General features: G+C 72.7%; 13 protein-coding genes and 3 riboswitches. Of the genes, 5 read left to right on the top strand and 8 right to left on the bottom strand.

The window, feature by feature from the left end; translation table 11 throughout:
* Positions 1–87: 87 nt before the first annotated feature.
* The 8 genes from gcvP to ABD161_RS03415 all read right to left on the bottom strand — a co-directional run bounded on the left by gcvP (position 88) and on the right by ABD161_RS03415 (position 10,185).
* Positions 88–2,895 (bottom strand): aminomethyl-transferring glycine dehydrogenase, encoded by a 2,808-nt coding sequence (gene gcvP, locus ABD161_RS03450; RefSeq protein ID WP_425560780.1) that lies wholly within the window; start codon positions 2,893–2,895, stop codon positions 88–90.
* 53 nt (positions 2,896–2,948) lie between these two features.
* Positions 2,949–3,326, bottom strand: coding sequence for a glycine cleavage system protein GcvH (gcvH, locus tag ABD161_RS03445; RefSeq protein WP_343999702.1), 378 nt, complete (start codon positions 3,324–3,326; stop codon positions 2,949–2,951).
* Positions 3,323–4,456, bottom strand: a complete 1,134-nt coding sequence (gcvT, locus tag ABD161_RS03440; RefSeq protein WP_343999700.1) for a glycine cleavage system aminomethyltransferase GcvT — start codon at positions 4,454–4,456, stop codon at positions 3,323–3,325. The genes gcvH and gcvT overlap by 4 nt, the downstream gene beginning before the upstream one ends.
* Positions 4,457–4,496: 40 nt before the next feature.
* A riboswitch (glycine riboswitch) is annotated at positions 4,497–4,596 on the bottom strand.
* A riboswitch (glycine riboswitch) is annotated at positions 4,597–4,712 on the bottom strand.
* 98 nt (positions 4,713–4,810) lie between these two features.
* The gene (thiD, locus tag ABD161_RS03435) at positions 4,811–6,268 is read right to left on the bottom strand and encodes a bifunctional hydroxymethylpyrimidine kinase/phosphomethylpyrimidine kinase (RefSeq protein WP_343999698.1); all 1,458 of its coding nucleotides are present in this window, start codon (positions 6,266–6,268) and stop codon (positions 4,811–4,813) included.
* A complete protein-coding gene (gene thiE, locus ABD161_RS03430; RefSeq protein WP_343999696.1) occupies positions 6,265–6,927 on the bottom strand; it encodes a thiamine phosphate synthase in 663 nt (220 codons plus the stop codon). The genes thiD and thiE overlap by 4 nt, the downstream gene beginning before the upstream one ends.
* Positions 6,924–7,802, bottom strand: a complete 879-nt coding sequence (thiM, locus tag ABD161_RS03425) for a hydroxyethylthiazole kinase (RefSeq protein WP_344000098.1) — start codon at positions 7,800–7,802, stop codon at positions 6,924–6,926. The genes thiE and thiM overlap by 4 nt, the downstream gene beginning before the upstream one ends.
* Positions 7,794–7,890, bottom strand: a riboswitch (TPP riboswitch). Its footprint overlaps the gene before it by 9 nt.
* A gap of 47 nt (positions 7,891–7,937) precedes the next feature.
* Entirely contained in the window at positions 7,938–8,402 is a 465-nt protein-coding gene (locus tag ABD161_RS03420; protein ID WP_343999694.1) for a MarR family winged helix-turn-helix transcriptional regulator, read from the bottom strand.
* Between the two features lies 1 nt (position 8,403).
* Entirely contained in the window at positions 8,404–10,185 is a 1,782-nt protein-coding gene (locus ABD161_RS03415; RefSeq protein ID WP_343999692.1) for an MDR family MFS transporter, read from the bottom strand.
* Between the two features lie 105 nt (positions 10,186–10,290).
* On the opposite strand from ABD161_RS03415, the gene ABD161_RS03410 reads away from it, so the two are divergent.
* The 5 genes from ABD161_RS03410 to ABD161_RS03390 all read left to right on the top strand — a co-directional run bounded on the left by ABD161_RS03410 (position 10,291) and on the right by ABD161_RS03390 (position 16,153).
* Positions 10,291–10,959 carry an NUDIX hydrolase gene (locus ABD161_RS03410; protein ID WP_344000096.1) on the top strand — a complete coding sequence of 223 codons (669 nt, stop codon included), beginning with the start codon at positions 10,291–10,293 and terminating at the stop codon, positions 10,957–10,959.
* 338 nt (positions 10,960–11,297) lie between these two features.
* Complete coding sequence (gene nadA / locus ABD161_RS03405; protein ID WP_343999690.1) at positions 11,298–12,632, top strand: quinolinate synthase NadA; 1,335 nt, start codon at positions 11,298–11,300, stop codon at positions 12,630–12,632.
* Between the two features lies 1 nt (position 12,633).
* Entirely contained in the window at positions 12,634–14,166 is a 1,533-nt protein-coding gene (gene nadB / locus ABD161_RS03400) for an L-aspartate oxidase (protein ID WP_343999688.1), read from the top strand.
* Positions 14,160–15,020, top strand: coding sequence for a carboxylating nicotinate-nucleotide diphosphorylase (gene nadC, locus ABD161_RS03395; RefSeq protein ID WP_343999686.1), 861 nt, complete (start codon positions 14,160–14,162; stop codon positions 15,018–15,020). Before nadB ends, nadC begins: the two co-directional genes overlap by 7 nt.
* A 2-nt stretch (positions 15,021–15,022) precedes the next feature.
* Complete coding sequence (locus tag ABD161_RS03390) at positions 15,023–16,153, top strand: cysteine desulfurase family protein (protein WP_344000094.1); 1,131 nt, start codon at positions 15,023–15,025, stop codon at positions 16,151–16,153.
* Positions 16,154–16,178 lie beyond the last annotated feature (25 nt).

Here is a 16,178-nt window from a genome sequence, read left to right as displayed (position 1 = left end):
CAGCCCGTGAACGAGAGCGCCCGCGCGGAGCGTGGGCGCGAGCGTTCGCGCACGTTCAATGCACTACCCGCGAAGCGGCAGTAAGAACTACGCGAACGCCTCGATCGGCGGGCAGGCGCAGACGAGGTTGCGGTCGCCGTAGGCCTGGTCGACGCGGCGCACCGGCGGCCAGTACTTTCCGGCGACTGAGCCGGTCGGGTAGACGGCGAGCTCGCGCGGGTACGGGTGCGCCCAGTCGGTGGCGATCGCGGCCGCCGCGGTGTGCGGGGCGTTGACGAGCGGGTTGTCGTCCGCGGGCCACTCCCCCGCCGCCACGCGCTCGGCCTCGTCGTGGATCGCGATCATCGCGTCGACGAACCGGTCGAGCTCGGCGAGATCCTCCGACTCGGTCGGCTCCACCATGAGCGTTCCCGCCACGGGGAACGACATCGTCGGCGCGTGGAAGCCGTAGTCGATCAGGCGCTTCGCGACGTCGTCGACCGTGATGCCCGTCCGCTCGCGCAGCGGACGCAGATCCAGGATGCACTCGTGTGCGACGAGACCGTCCTCTCCCGCGTACAGCACCGGGTAGTGGTCCTTCAGCCGCGCGGCCACGTAGTTGGCGGCAAGCACGGCGGCGCTCGTCGCCTCGGTCAGCCCCTCGCGCCCCATCATCCGGATGTACGACCAGGTGATGGGCAGGATGCCGGCCGACCCGTAGGGCGCAGCCGAGACCGGGCCGATGCCGGTCGTGTGGCGCTCATCCTGCGCGAACGCGTGCGAGGGCAGGAAGGGCGCGAGGTGCGCCTTCGCCGCGACGGGGCCGACGCCGGGGCCGCCGCCGCCGTGCGGGATCGCGAACGTCTTGTGCAGGTTGAGGTGCGAGACGTCGCCGCCGAGGTCGCCGAAGCGCGCGTGCCCGACGAGGGCGTTGAGGTTCGCCCCGTCGATGTACACCTGCCCGCCCGCCTTGTGGACGGCCGCGGTGATGTCCCTCACGTCGTGCTCGTAGACGCCGTGCGTCGACGGGTACGTGATCATGAGCGCCGCGAGGGTGTCTGCGTGCGCCGCGATCTTCGTGCGCAGGTCGGCGAGGTCCACGTCGCCGCCCTCGCCGGTCGCGACGACGACGACCTTCATCCCCGCGAGCACCGCGGAGGCGGCGTTCGTGCCGTGCGCGGATGACGGGATGAGGCACACGTCGCGCTGGACGTCGCCGCGCGAGCGGTGGTATCCGCGGATCGCAAGGAGCCCGGCGAGTTCGCCCTGCGATCCGGCGTTCGGCTGCAGGGAGACGGCGTCGTACCCGGTGACGTCGGCGAGCCACTGCTCGAGCTGGCCGATCATCTCCAGGTAGCCGGGAACGTCCTCGCGCGGGGCGAACGGGTGGATGCGGCCGAACTCCGGCCACGTGATCGAGGCCATCGCGGTGGCGGCGTTGAGCTTCATCGTGCACGAGCCCAGCGGGATCATCCCGCGGTCGAGCGCGTAGTCCTTGTCGGCGAGCGACTTCAGGTAGCGCATCATCGCGGTCTCGCTGCGGTGAGTGTGGAACACGGGGTGCGTGAGGTACTCGTCGTCGCGGGCGAGGCCCTCCGGCAGCCCGCGGACGTCCAGCGCGGCGTCGAACTGCTCGGGGGCGGTGCCGCCGAATGCCGCGATGACGAGCTTCAGGTCGTCCGTCGTCGTCGCCTCGCCGATCGAGACGCCGACGGTGTCGGCATCCGCGCGGTGGAGCAGCACGCCGAGCTCGTGAGCCTTCGCCACCACGGCGTCGGCGCGACCCGCGACGCGCACCGAGAGGGTGTCGAAGAAGGCGTCGTGCCGGATCTCCGCGTCCGTCTCGGCGAGCGCGTCGCGCAGCAGTGCCGTCTTGGTGGCGATCTCGGTGGCGATCGTCCGCAGCCCCTCGGGCCCGTGGTAGACCGCGTACATCGAGGCCATGACGGCAAGCAGCACCTGAGCGGTGCAGATGTTCGACGTCGCCTTCTCGCGGCGGATGTGCTGCTCGCGGGTCTGCAGAGCGAGGCGGTAGGCGGGCTTGCCCTCGGCGTCGACCGAGACGCCCACGAGGCGTCCGGGCAGCTGGCGCTCGAGGCCCGTGCGCACGGCCATGTAGCCGGCGTGCGGGCCGCCGAAGCCGAGCGGCACGCCGAAGCGCTGCGTCGATCCGACGACGACATCCGCGCCGAGCGATCCGGGCGACGCGATGAGCGTCAGCGCCATGAGGTCGGCCGCGACGACGACCTGGCCGCCGGCGACGTGGACGGCGTCGATGACACCGGACGGATCCCAGATGCGCCCGGATGCCCCGGGGTACTGGATGAGCGCGCCGAAGATCCCCTCGGGCAGTGCCGCGCCCCCGGCGAGGTCGAGTTCGACGAGCTCGATCCCGAGCGCCTCGGCCCGCACGGCGAGCACTGCCTTCGTCTGCGGCAGCGTGTCGGCGTCGACGACGAACACGTCGCCGCCCCCGCGCACGGCGCGGCGCGCGACGAGCATCCCCTCGACCGCCGCGGTCGCCTCGTCGAGCATGGAGGCGTTCGCGACGGGCAGGCCCGTGAGGTCGCCCACCATCGTCTGGAAGTTCAGGAGGGCCTCGAGGCGGCCCTGCGAGATCTCGGGCTGGTAGGGCGTGTACGCCGTGTACCAGGACGGGTTCTCCAGCACGTTCCGCTGGATCACCGAGGGTGTCAGCGTGTCGCTGTAGCCGAGTCCGATCATCGGCGACAGCACGCGGTTCTTCGCCGCGAGCACGCGCAGCTCGGCGAGGGCCTCGGCCTCGGAGACGCCCTCCTGCGGCAGCAGACCCGCACCCTTCGGCGATCCGGTGCGGATGACGGCGGGCACCGCGACATCCATGAACCGTTCCACGGCACGGCGCCCGGCGGCGGGCACGCCGATGGCCGCGGCCATCGTGTCGTGATCGGCGGCGGAGGTGCCGATGTGCCGGGCGGCGTAGTCGAGGCTCACGCGTCGCCGCCCGTCAGGCCGACGTACGCGTCGCGGTCGAGCAGGCCCGCGGGCTCGCCCGTGATGCGGATGCGGATCAGCCAGGCGGCGAACGCGTCGGAGTTCACGACGGCGGGATCCGCATCCACGTCGCCGTTGACCTCGATCACCTCGCCGTCGACGGGCGCGTAGAGCTCGGAGACCGACTTGGTCGACTCGATCTCGCCGAACACCTGGCCGGCGGTGATGGCGGTGCCGACGGCGGGGAGGTCGACGTACACGACGTCGCCCAGCTGGTCGGCCGCGTAGTCGGTGACGCCCACGGTGGCGACGTCGCCGTCCAGCGCGATCCACTCGTGCTCGGGGGTGTACTTGAGGGCGGTGAGATCGGTCATGAGTTCCTCCGGTAGAAGGGCAGGGCGGTGACGGACGCCGGGATGCGCGTGCCGCGGATGTCGATTGTCAGGTCGGGGGCGTCCTTCGCGGACGGATCCACGAAGGCCATGGCGATGGGGTGCCCGAGGGTCGGGCTGAGCGCGCCGCTCGTGATCTCGCCGACGAGCTCGTCGCCCCGGTAGACGCCGTAGCCGGCGCGTCCGGCACGGCGTCCCTCGGCGGCGAGGCCGATGAGCACCCGGGCGTCGGGGCGCGGCGTGTGCTCGCCGATGAAGCCGGTCTTCCCCGCGGGGATCACGCGGCCGAGGCCTGCCTGGGCGGGAACGATGTCGCGCGAGAGCTCGTGGCCGTACAGCGGCATCCCCGCCTCGAGGCGCAGCGTGTCGCGCGCGGCCAGCCCCGCGGGCACGAGGCCCTCGGGCTCGCCCGCGGCGAGCACGGCGCGCCACAGTGACACGGCCGCCGAGACGGGGACGAGCAGCTCGAAGCCGTCCTCGCCGGTATATCCCGTGCGGGCGATCAGCAGCGGCTCCCCCGCGAACACGGCCGAACCCCAGGCGTAGTTGCGGATCTCGCCGAGTTCGGGAGTCAGCTCGGCGATGCCCTCCGTCGCGGCGAGGATGCGCTCGGCCGCCGGGCCCTGCACGGCGATCAGCGCGTAGTCGTCGCTCTCGTCCGCCACCGTGGCGTCGAATCCGGCGACGCGGTCGGTCAGCGCGCGGGCGACCGTCTCGCGGTTCCCCGCGTTCGCGATGACGAGGAACTCATCATCCTGCAGCCGGTAGATGATCAGGTCGTCGAGGATGCCGCCGTCCTCGGCGAGGATCATCGTGTACTTGGCCTTGCCGACGGGAACGGCCGAGATCGCACCGGCCAGGGCATGGTCGAGGAAGGCGCCGGCGCCGGATCCCTCGACGAGGATCTCGCCCATGTGCGAGATGTCGAACAGGCCGGCGGCCGTGCGCACGGCGTGGTGCTCGGCGAGGTCGGAGGTGTACCGCACCGGCATCAGCCAGCCGCCGAAATCGGTGAACGAGGCGCCGAGCTCCTCGTGCTCACCGCGCAGCGGGGTATCGCGCGGATCCTGCGGCTGCGGATCCGGTGCCTGAGGGCTGTCGAAGGCGTCCATGAGTTCTCCTGTGCCCCGGATCTCGGATGAGACCCGGGAGAACTCCCCCTCTGTCATGGACCTGAGAGTTTCGGCGACCGCCTCGAGGACGTTCGTCTTTCACCGTCGGCGGGAGCGTGGGCTCCGCTTTTCAGAGTGGCCCGAGCCGCACGGTACGTGCACCTGAGAGATTGGCGGGGAGGCTTGCTCCTTCGGTGTCGCGGTCGCGTCCGGATGCTTCGATCCTGACGCCCGACGACTCTCCCGCGCGGTTCATGGGGCCGTATTCGGTTGTGCCGCGCCAGAGGATGCGCGCAGTGCTGGGGTCAGCATATCGCGCGGTGTCGCGCCGCACCGGCTTCCGGCGCGCCGCGACTATCGGCGGGCCGGCGCGCGCTGGGCGAAGAACGCCAGCTCGTGGCGGCACGACTCCTCGAACGCCGCGCGCATCCGCTGCAGCTTGTGCTCCGGCGCCCGGCGCGCCGCGTCCTGCACCCACGCGATCGCCCGAAGGGTGGCCTCGGCGAACGCGGGCGCGCCGTACATCCCCAACCAGTCGGCGTAGGGGTGGTCCGGATGGTGCGCCGCCGCGAGCCGCTCGCCGACGTCCTGGTAGAGCCAGTAGCAGGGAAGCACGGCCGCGATCAGCACGGCGTGGTCGCCGGAGTCGGCGGCCGCTCGCAGGTGCGCGAGGTAGGCCTCGGTCTCCTCCGAGGACTCGGCCGGGGCATCCGCGTCGTGGGAGGTGTGGAGGGTCAGCTCCGACTCGAGGCAGGCGCGGGCCGCGTCGCGCCAGAACGTCCGCTCGTCCTCGGTCGGCGCGGTCTCGCCCGCACGGCTCAGCACCTCGGCGTACTCCCTCAGGTAGATCGCGTCCTGCGTCAGGTAGTGGGTGAACGCGTCGCGCGGCAGAGTGCCGTCGGCGAGCTGCCGCACGAACCACACGTCGTCGATGCGGCCGCGCAGGTCGGCGCACTCCCGCCACCAGGTGTCGAGCTCGGCCGCGGCGCGCGGCAGCGGATCGGCCCGCCACAGCGCGTGCGCGTGGTGCAGGGGCCCGTGCCCACCCGGGCGGCCGACGTCGAGGTCGCCCGCCGCCGCGATCGCCCCGCGCAGCCAGCCGCGGGCTGCCGCCACCGCGGCGACCCAGTCGCGCTCCCGCGCGTACAGCGTCGCGACGGCGGACGAGAACGAGCAGCCGGTGCCATGGGTGCTCGTCGTGGCGATCCGCCGCCCCGCGAACTCGGCGAGCGTCCCCTCCGGTCCGACGAGCGCGTCCGGGGTCTCGTCGCCCGGCAGGTGCCCGCCCTTCACGAGGACGCGCAGTCCGTTGCGCCGCGCGAGGCGCGCCGCCTGCGCGAGCGCGTCGGGCCAGGTCGCCGCCGCCGGCTCGCCCACCAGCACGGCGAGCTCCGGCAGGTTCGGGGTGACGACGTCGGCGCGGTCGAGCAGTCCCCTGAGCGCGGCTTCGGCGGACGCATCGATCAGGCGGTCGCCGGACGTGGCGACCATCACGGGATCCAGCACCACCGCCGGCCTCGCCGGCAGCCCGTCGATCCATACGGCGACGGCCTCGATGACCTCGGCCGAGGCCAGCATCCCGATCTTGACGGCGTCGATGCGCACGTCGGCCGCGAGGGTGTCGAGCTGCGCGCGCAGGAACGTCCCCGGCGGCACGTGCACGGCAGTGACGCCCTGCGTGCTCTGCGCGGTGAGCGCCGTGATGGCGGCCATCCCGTAGCCCCCGCACGCGACGATCGACTTCAGGTCGGCCTGGATGCCGGCCCCGCCCGACGGATCGGACCCCGCGATGGTGAGGATGTTCGGGATCATGCGGCGACCTCCGCCCACTCGGCGCGCAGCGCGGCGGCCGCGGCGCGCGGGTGGGGCGCCGCGCAGATCGCGCGCACCACGGCGAGCCCGGCGGCCCCCGCACGCCGCGCGGCGACCGCGTCGCCGGGACCGACGCCCCCGATGGCGACACAGGGAAGCCCGGCCGCCAGCGCCGCGAAGGCGGCGAACCCGTCCCAGCCGAGCGGCTCCGGGTGGTCCTTCTTGGTGGGCGTCGCGCGGACCGCGCCGACGCCGAGGTAGTCGACGGTTCCGGCGGGCAGCCGCCGCAGCGCCTCGAGCTCGGCCGGCAGGCTCGCGCTCAGGCCGATGACCGCGTCCTCGCCGAGCATGTCCCGCGCGCGATCCACCGGCAGGTCGCTCTGGCCGAGGTGGACGCCGTCGACCACGAAGCCCGCGTCCCGCGCGGCGAGCGCCACGTCGAGGCGGTCGTTGACGAGCAGCGTCGCGCGTCCGGCGATCCGCTCGGCGCACCGCTCCACCACGCGCAGCAGCTCGGCCGCGCCGAGCTCCTTTCCGCGCACCTGCACCACCCCGACGCCCGCCGAGACGGCGGCGTCGACGACGTCGGCGACGGGCCGGCCGGTGATGCTGGCGACGTCGGCGACGAGGTAGGTGGACAGGTCGAGGGCGGCCCTCATCGGGCCGCGGCGGCGGCGCCGCCGATCGGCTCGATGCGCAGCTCGCGCGCGCTGAGCGCCGCCGGCTCGACCGCGGCGAGCGCGTCGAGGAACGCGACGGCGAAGCCGCCGGGTCCTCCCCACTCGGCCGCGGCGGTCTCGGAGGCTGCCGCGTGAAGCGCGTGCGCGGCGACCGCGCCGTGGAGGGCGGGCAGCCCCTCGGCGAGGGCAGCCGCGACGCACGCCGCGACCGAGGCGCCCAGCGAGCAGCCGCCACCGGTCACGCGCGTCAGCAGCGCGCTGCCGCCGGGCACGCGGACGGTCCGCTCACCGTCGGTGATCAGATCCACCGGGCCGGAGACCGCCACCACCGCGCCGGTCTCGCCGGCGAGCCGCACGGCGACATCCCGGGTGTGCTCGACGTCATCCGCCGCGTCGACGCCGCGCCCGCCGGCTCCCTCTCCCGCGAGCGCGAGGATCTCGGAGGCGTTCCCGCGGATCACCGCGGGCCGGTGCGCCAGCAGCTCGCGCGCGAACCTGGTGCGGAGCGTGAGAGCCCCGACGCCGACGGGGTCGAGCACCCACGGTGTCCCGGCGTCGCGGGCGGCCTCGACGGCCTCGCTCATCGCCTGGCGCTGCTCGCTCGTCGGCGTGCCGAGGTTGACGAGCAGGGCCGACGCGAAGCGCGCGCATTCGCCCGCCTCGCCCGGCACGTCCGCCATGACCGGCGAGGCTCCGGCGGCGAGCAGCACGTTGGCCGTGAAGTTCACCACCACCGAGTTCGTGATGCACTGCACGAGCGGAACGGCCTCGCGCAGCCGGGCGAGGATCTCCCCCGCGTCGATGTGGGCCTCGTGATCGAGTCCCTGGTCCTCCAGTAAACGCGCGCGATTCATCGGCGACATCCCTCCGCTCGTGCTAACGAGATCAGGTGAATACGGGTGTGATCTCAGTCCCGGTATCGGGACACCCCGTGTCACTGCCGCCGAGCCTAGCGTCTCGGAGGGGGATGCAGCCCGCGGCGGGGCGGCTCAGTCGAGCCGGTGCAGGGCGCTCTGCGCGAGGCGCCCGAGCAGCTCGGTGAGCTTCTCGACGTCCGCCTCGTCCCACTCGCCGAACACCGCACGGTACTGGGCGCGCGACGCCCTGCGCATCGCCTGGTGCCGCGCGATCGCTTCGGGAGTGGGAGTCACCTCGAACACGCGCGCGTCGGCATCCGAGCGGCGGACGCTGACCAGGCCCCACTCCTTCAGATCGCGCAGCTGCCGCGAGACGACCGACTTGTCCATCTGCGTCTCGGCGACGATGTCCGACACCGTCACGGCGGGCCCGTCGGGGCGCTGCGCACCGGTCAGCACGACCCGCAGCACGCCCCACCCGGCGGGCCGGAGGTCGGGGTGGATGGCCGCCGCGATGGCGACCATCCGCGCCTTGACAATCGGCCCGATCGTCGCGAACGCGGCCTCGAGGCCGTCGATCGCGGAGGACTCGGTCATCTCACTCACCGTACCGGGATCCGCGCCGGCGGCCATCCGTCTCGGGAAGGGTGATCTGCCCCGTCTCGACGAGCTCGCGGAAGCCGGCACCGCCCTTCTCGGCGGGCTCCAGCGCCGACAGCTCGGCGCCGAGCTCCTCCTCGATCTGCTGCGCCGCGGTCTTGCGCGACAGCGGCTTGTTCGGCAGGAAGATCGCGCAGATCAGGGAGACGATCGCGAGCGGCACGACGAGCAGGAACAGGAAGGCGATCGAGTCGCCGTAGCTGCTCTCGACGACCATCCGGACGGGCTCGCAGAGCTGATCGATCGCCGGCACCGCGCCGCTACCGAGCCGCTCGACGCTGTCGGCGCAGTCGGGGTTCTCGACGAGCACGGTGGGCAGGTTGAGCGCCGGGTCGAGCTTCGCCATGAGCTCGCTCAGCCCGGCCTTGATCTTGTCTCCCACCTGGGTGCCGAGCACGGATCCGAGGACGGAGACCCCCACGGTGCCGCCGAGGCTGCGGAAGAACGTCACCGCGCCGCTTCCCGCTCCCAGCTGCGTCGCCGGCAGCGAGTTCTGCGTGACGAGCACGAGGTTCTGCATAAGCACGCCCGAGCCGAGACCGAGCAGCAGCATGTTCAGCCAGACGAACCAGATCGACGTGTCGTAGTGGATCGTCGACATCAGCGCGAGACCGGCGGTGAGCGCGACGGCGCCGCCGATCACGTACGGCTTCCACATGCCGGTGCGGGAGATCAGCTGGCCGACGACGATGGAACCGACCATCGATCCGATCACCATCGGGATCGTCGCGAGGCCCGAGTCGGTCGGCGTCAGACCGCGCGCGAACTGCAGGTACTGGCTCAGGAACACCGTCGTGCCGAACATCGTCACGCCGACCGCGATCGATGCGACCGAGGCGAGCGCGAAGGTCCGCTGGGCGAACAGGCGCACCGGGATGATGGGCTCCTCGACGAGGAACTCGTTGACGACCGCGCCGATCGTGAGTAGCGCGCCGAGGGCGACGAGCACGATGCTCTGGGTCGAGTCCCATGCGAACCCGCCCGCCTCGGGGGTCTTGCCGCCCAGGCTGATCCAGACGAGCAGGATGCTGATGCCGGAGACGATCAGGCCCGCGCCGAGGTAGTCGATCTTCATCTTGCGGCGGATGTTCGACACGTGAAGGGTCGACTGGATCATGACGAACGCGATGACCGCGATCGGCACGCACACGAAGAAGCACCACTCCCAGCCCCAGCTGTCGGCGATCACGCCGCCGAGGAGGGGGCCGCCGATCTGGCCGACGGCCATGACGGCGCCCATGATGCCCATGTACTTGCCGCGCTCGCGCGGGCTGATGATGTCGGCGATCACGACCTGGCCGAGGGCCATCAGGCCGCCGGTGCCGATCGCCTGGACGAAGCGCCAGCCGATGAGCCACTGCGCGGCGCCCTCGTGCGAGGGGCCGCCGATCTGGCTCGCGAAGCCCGCCGCGACGGTCGCGAGTGTGAAGACCACCAGCGCGAGCTGCAGCAGCATCTTGCGGTTGAAGATGTCGGCGAGCTTTCCCCAGATCGGCGTCGTCACGGTCATCGACAGGAACGCGGCGACGAGCACCCAGGTGTACTCGGTGTTCGTGCCGCCGAGGTCGGACATGATCCGCGGCATGGGCGTCGCGACGACCGTCGAGGACACGAGCACGACGAACATCGCCGCCATCAGGCCGGAGATCGCCTGGAGCACCTGCGCCGGGCGCATCGCGGGGGTCGAGGTCGTTTCTGGGCGCCCGGTATCAGTTGACATGCGTCAACTACATCGCAGATGGTTGACATCAGTCAAGTTGTTTCGGATGCGGGTGCCCGGGCAGCCGGCGCCGACCGAAGTAGTCTCGGGGACGTGAGCGAGACGATGGGACCTGCGGGGGACGAGATCCGCGTCGCGGTGTCGACCGTGATCTTCTCGCTGCGACAGGATCCGGATTCGGATCGGCTGATGATCCCGCTCGTGAGGCGCACCCGCGAGCCGTACGAGGGGATGTGGGCCCTGCCCGGCGGGTGGCTCGACGTCGCGGAGGGAGTGCACGAGGCCGCCGCGCGCACGCTCGCGGAGACCACCGCACTGACCCCGAGCTACCTCGAGCAGCTGTACACGTTCGGCGAGGTCGACCGCTCCCCCACGCGCGTCGTGTCGGTCGTGTACTGGGCGCTGCTGCGCTCCGACCTCGTGGACGCGCAGCGATCCGTCGCCGGCGCCCCCGAGAACGTCGAGTGGTTCGACGTCGACGCGCTTCCGACGCTCGCGTTCGATCACAACCACATCGCCGAGTACGCGCTGTGGCGCCTGCGCAACAAGGTGGGCTACAGCCGCATCGCCGCCGGCCTGCTGCCCGACGAGTTCACCCTCAGCGAGCTGCGGGAGGTGTACGAGTCGGTGCTCGGCCGACGCCTCGATCCCTCCAACTTCCGCCGGCTGCTCGAGGGGTCGGAGGCACTCGTCCCGACCGAGTCGTTCCGCACGGGCAAGCACCGCCCCGCCCGGCTCTACCGCTACAACGCCGAGGCGGACGAGGCCCTCTAGCCCCGGCTCACGCCCGCGATCGCGAGTCCCGGCGCGAAGCGTCGGGCGAACGATCGCGCACGCAGCGACTGCCGCCGGCGCCCGGCCCCTGTGCGAACGAAGTGAGCGTGGAGCGCAGCGACTGCCAGCCATCTCGACAACGCGACGCCCGGCGTGGGATGGAGCGCAGCGACAGCCCGCGATCGCGAGTCCCGGCGCGAAGCGTCGGGCGAACGATCGCGCACGCACGCTGCACTACCCCGCGAAGCGGACGGAAATCAACTGGAAGTTCTGGTCAGAGTGACTTAATGTAGGTCCGACAGTAAGTGTCGAACCGACCAGAAGGCGACGGTGCGCTCGTGACCGCTTCTCCCGTGCAGCTGCTCCCCCGTCCCGTCGACCCGTCGGTCGACCACGGGATCCAGGCGATCGTGGCGGGCGCGGCGTCCGGCAGCACCTGCTCCACCGACCTCGCGGCGTCGCCCTGGACGTTCGACGCGACCCCCGGCTACGGCCCCGGCGCCTCGATGGGCGACGTGCTGCCGACCGGATCCCCCGTGCAGGGCGCCCTTCCCGCGGCGTATCGCGAGGCGCCCGAGGAGGAGCTTCACGAGCGGATCCGCGCCGCGAAGGCGGCGCTCGGCGACCGCGTCGTCATCCTCGGGCACTTCTACCAGCGCGACGAGGTCGTCCGGCACGCAGATTACGTGGGCGACTCCTTCCGGCTCGCCAAGGCCGCGCAGGCACACCCCGCCGCCGAGGCGATCGTGTTCTGCGGCGTGCACTTCATGGCCGAGACCGCCGACCTGCTGTCGCGGCCCGAGCAGGCGGTCATCCTGCCGAACCTCGCCGCCGGATGCTCGATGGCCGACATGGCCGACATCGACCAGGTCGAGGAGTGCTGGGAGCAGCTGGAGGACGTCTACGGCCCCCTCGACGAGCAGGATGCAGACGGCCTGGTGCCGGTGATCCCCGTGACGTACATGAACTCGTCCGCCGCGATCAAGGGCTTCGTCGGGCGGCACGGCGGCATCGTGTGCACCTCGTCGAACGCGCGCACGGTGCTCGAGTGGGCGTTCGCGCGCGGCCGCCGCGTGCTGTTCTTCCCCGACCAGCACCTCGGCCGCAACACCGCCAAGGCGATGGGCGTGCCGCTCGAGGCGATGCCGATGTGGAACCCGCACCGTCCGCTCGGCGGGTCGTCCGAGCAGGGCCTGCGCGACGCGCGCGTCATCCTGTGGCACGGGTTCTGCTCGGTGCACCGCCGCTTCACCGTCGACCAGATCGACAAGGCGCGCGCGGAGCACCCCGGCGTGCGCGTGATCGTTCACCCCGAGTGCCCGATGCCGGTCGTCGATGCGGCCGACGAGGCGGGCTCGACGGATGTCATCCGCCGCGCGATCGAGGAGGCGACCGAGCCCACCACCTTCGCGATCGGCACCGAGATCAACCTCGTCCAGCGCCTCGTCGCGCAGCACCCGCAGCACACGATCTTCTGCCTCGACCCGGTTGTGTGCCCCTGTTCGACGATGTACCGCATCCACCCCGGCTACCTCGCGTGGACGCTCGAGGAGCTCGTCGCGGGCCGCGTCGTGAACCGGATCACCGTTCCGGGTTCGGTCGCCGACCCCGCCCGCGTCGCGCTCGACCGGATGCTCGCCTGCGTGCCGCAGGCGCCGGCCCGGAAGGCCTGACGTGACGACCGCGATCGTCGTGGGCAGCGGCATCGCCGGCCTGACGTTCGCCCTTCACGCCACCCGCCGCGGTGTGGCGGTGACGCTGGTGACGAAGGGCGCGGCGGATCACGGCGCGACCCGGTTCGCGCAGGGCGGCATCGCCGGGGTGGTCTTCCCCGAGGACCGCATCGAGGACCACATCCAGGACACGCTCACCGCGGGCGCGGGCCTGTGCGACGAGGACGCGGTGCGGGTGCTGGTGACGGAGGGGCCGACGCGGATCCGCGAGCTCGTCGCGTGGGGCGTCGCGTTCGACCGCGACCCCGCCGGGCGGCTGCTGCGTGGCCTCGAGGCGGCGCACTCGTTCCCGCGCATCCTGCATGCGGGCGGGGATGCGACGGGGCTCGCGATCGAGATGGCCCTGCTGCGCGCGGCGCGCGAGGCGGGCATCCGGATCGTCGAGCACGCGTTCCTCGCCGACCTGGTCGTGCACGACGGCGCCGTGGGCGGAGTCCGGGTGCTGGTCGACGGGCGAGCGACGGTGCTCACCGCCGACGCGGTCGTGCTCGCGACCGGCGGTGCCGGACAGCTGTATGCGCGCACGACGAATCCCGCCGTCGCGACGGGCGACGGCATCGCCGCGGCGATGCGGGCGGGGGCCGAGGTGCGCGACCTGGAGTTCGTGCAGTTCCACCCCACGGTGCTCGCGGTGGGCGCGCCGTTCCTCGTGTCCGAGGCGGTGCGGGGCGAGGGGGCGCACCTCGTCGACGACGACGGCCGGCGGTTCGCGTTCGACGCGCATCCGGATGGCGAGCTCGCACCGCGGGACGTCGTCGCGCGGGCGATCGCCCGCACGATGACGCGGCAGGGCGGCCGGCCGGTGCGGCTCGACGCGCGGCACGTCCGGGATCTTCCGGGGCGCTTCCCGTCGATCGACGCCGCCGTGCGCGCACGCGGCCTCGACTGGTCGGCCGCGCCCATCCCGGTGACGCCGGCCGCGCACTACCTGATGGGCGGCGTCGCGACCGACCTCGACGGGCGCACCACGCTCCCCGGTCTCTACGCGATCGGCGAGACCGCCCGCACCGGCGTCCACGGTGCAAACCGGCTTGCCTCGAACTCGCTGCTCGAGGGAGCCGTGTTCGGCGCGCGGGCCGCGGCGGCGGTCGCGGACCCGTCGGGCGCGCCGCGTTTCGACTCGCTTCGCTCGCTCAACGAGCACGAGAGCCGCTTCCGCGATGGAGCGGGCGCACCGCCGTTCACCCGCGCCGCCCTGCAGCGGCTGATGTGGCACCACGCCGGCCTCGTGCGCGACGCCGACGGTCTCTCGCTCGCGGCCGAGACGATCGCCGCGTGGCGCGCCGAGGCCACCGCCCCGGCGACGGTCGCCGAGCACGAGGACGCGAACCTGCTGCTCGTCGCGCAGGGCGTGGTGTCGGCGGCCCTCGCGCGCCGCGAGTCGGCGGGCGCGCACTTCCGATCCGATTCTCCCCGCGCGGACGCGACCACCGAGCGATCCGCGTCCCTCGTCCCGGTAGGAGCCGCATGCTGACCCCGCAGATCATCGACCGCGCCGTTCGTGCGGCTCTCGACGAGGACGCGCCGTGGGGTGACCTGACCAGCCGGGCGTTTCTGCCGCCGGAGGCGACCGCGCGCGCCGAGCTCGTCGCCCGCGAGCCCGGCGTCTTCAGCGGCGGTGAGGTGTTCGCCGCCGCCTTCCGGCTGACGGATCCGGGCGTCGCGATCGACGTGCGGGCCCCCGACGGCACCGCGTTCGAGGCGGGCGCGGTCCTCGCCGCCGTCGAGGGTCCGGCGCAGGCGGTACTCACCGGCGAGCGCGTCGGCCTGAACTTCGCCCAGCGCATGTCGGGCATCGCCACCCTCACCTCGCGCTACGTCGCCGAGGTCGCGCACACCCCCGCGCGCATCGTCGACACCCGCAAGACCACGCCGGGGCTCCGCGCGTTCGAGCGGCATGCGGTGCGCAGCGGCGGCGGGTTCAACCACCGCTTCTCGCTCTCGGACGCCGTGATGGCGAAGGACAACCACCTCGCGGTGCTCACGGCCGGGTCGGTCGACGACGCCGCCCTCACCGCCGCGCTGCGCGCCGGGATGGCGCAGCTGCCGCACACCACCCACGTCGAGGTGGAGGTCGACCGGATCGCGCAGATCGAGCCCGTGCTCGCCGCGGGCGTGCACACGATCATGCTCGACAACTTCTCGCTCGACGACCTGCGTCGGGGCGTCGAATTGATCGCCGGCCGCGCGATCGTGGAGGCCTCGGGCGGTGTGACCCTCGACACCGTGCGGGCGATCGCCGAGACCGGCGTGGACGTGATCTCGGTGGGCGCGCTCACGCACTCCGCCCCGGCGCTCGATCTCGGGCTCGACATCCGCATCGGATGACGATGCTGTACCTCGACAACGCCGCCACCACTCCCGTGCGCCCGGAGGTGCTCGAGGCGATGGCGCCGTACCTGACCGGCGAGTTCGGCAACCCGTCGAGCCACCACACCTACGGCGAACGGGCCGCCGGCGCTCTGGAGGATGCGCGCGCCCGCATCGCCGCCCTGCTCGGGATGCGCCGCGGCGACATCGTCTTCACCTCGGGCGGTACGGAGGCGAACAACCTCGCCCTCAAGGGGATCGCCGTCGCGGCGCTGCTCGACCGCGGTGCGCGGCACATCGTCACGACGCCGATGGAGCACGAGTCGGTCCTGCGCTCGGCCGAGTATCTCGAGCGCGTGCATGGCTTCGACGTGACGCGGCTGCCGGTCGACGGATCCGGGATCGTGGATCCGGATGACGTCGCCTCGGCCATCCGCGCCGACACCGCCCTCGTATCCATCGCCTACGCGAACAACGAGGTCGGCACCGTCCAGGACATCCCGGCGTTGCGTGCCGCAGCCGGGCGGGTCCCCTTCCACACCGACGCGGTGCAGGCCGCGGGCTGGCTGCCGTTGTCGGGCCTCGGCGCCGACGCGCTGACGGTCGCGGGCCACAAGCTCGGTGCTCCGAAGGGCACCGGCCTGCTCGCCGTGCGCGGCCGCGTGCCGCTCGAGCCTCTGCTTCACGGCGGCGGGCAGGAGCGCGGTCGCCGCAGCGGCACCGAGTCGGTCGCCGGCGCGGTCGCCCTCGCCACGGCGCTCGAGCTCGCGGAGGCCGAGCGGGAGTCGAACGCGCCCCGGGTCGCCGCGTTGCGGGACGAACTCATCGCGGGCGTGCTCGCCGCGGTACCGGCCGCCAGGCTCACGGGCCATCCGTCGCGGCGACTTCCCGGCACCGCCAGCTTCACGTTCGCGGGGACGAGCGGCGAGGCAGTGCTGCTCGAGCTCGAGCGGCGCGGCGTGGTCTCGTCCAGCGGCTCGGCGTGCGCGGCCGGCAGCTCCGACCCGTCGCACGTCCTGCTCGCCCTGGGCATCGACGCCGAGGTCGCGCAGACCGCGGTGCGCATCACGCTCGCGCACGGCCACGCGACGCCCCTCGGCCCCGTGGTCGAGGCGATCGCGGCGTCCGTGGCTGCCGTCCACGGATCCTGACCCCTCCGGGCGGCCATAGGATCTC

The organism is Microbacterium paludicola (assembly GCF_039529675.1).
Taxonomy (GTDB): Bacteria; Actinomycetota; Actinomycetes; order Actinomycetales; family Microbacteriaceae; genus Microbacterium; species Microbacterium paludicola.
This window is presented reverse-complemented; position numbering and strand designations above follow the sequence as displayed.

Excerpts from the sequence above, each read along its gene's own strand:
- gcvP (WP_425560780.1), bottom strand. The coding sequence starts at position 2,895 with ATGGCCGCGGCCATCGGCGTGCCCGCCGCCGGGCGCCGTGCCGTGGAA.
- gcvH (WP_343999702.1), bottom strand. The coding sequence starts at position 3,326 with ATGACCGATCTCACCGCCCTCAAGTACACCCCCGAGCACGAGTGGATC.
- gcvT (WP_343999700.1), bottom strand. The coding sequence starts at position 4,456 with ATGGACGCCTTCGACAGCCCTCAGGCACCGGATCCGCAGCCGCAGGAT.
- thiD (WP_343999698.1), bottom strand. The coding sequence starts at position 6,268 with ATGATCCCGAACATCCTCACCATCGCGGGGTCCGATCCGTCGGGCGGG.
- thiE (WP_343999696.1), bottom strand. The coding sequence starts at position 6,927 with ATGAGGGCCGCCCTCGACCTGTCCACCTACCTCGTCGCCGACGTCGCC.
- thiM (WP_344000098.1), bottom strand. The coding sequence starts at position 7,802 with ATGAATCGCGCGCGTTTACTGGAGGACCAGGGACTCGATCACGAGGCC.
- ABD161_RS03420 (WP_343999694.1), bottom strand. The coding sequence starts at position 8,402 with ATGACCGAGTCCTCCGCGATCGACGGCCTCGAGGCCGCGTTCGCGACG.
- ABD161_RS03415 (WP_343999692.1), bottom strand. The coding sequence starts at position 10,185 with ATGTCAACTGATACCGGGCGCCCAGAAACGACCTCGACCCCCGCGATG.
- ABD161_RS03410 (WP_344000096.1), top strand. The coding sequence starts at position 10,291 with ATGGGACCTGCGGGGGACGAGATCCGCGTCGCGGTGTCGACCGTGATC.
- nadC (WP_343999686.1), top strand. The coding sequence starts at position 14,160 with ATGCTGACCCCGCAGATCATCGACCGCGCCGTTCGTGCGGCTCTCGAC.
- ABD161_RS03390 (WP_344000094.1), top strand. The coding sequence starts at position 15,023 with ATGCTGTACCTCGACAACGCCGCCACCACTCCCGTGCGCCCGGAGGTG.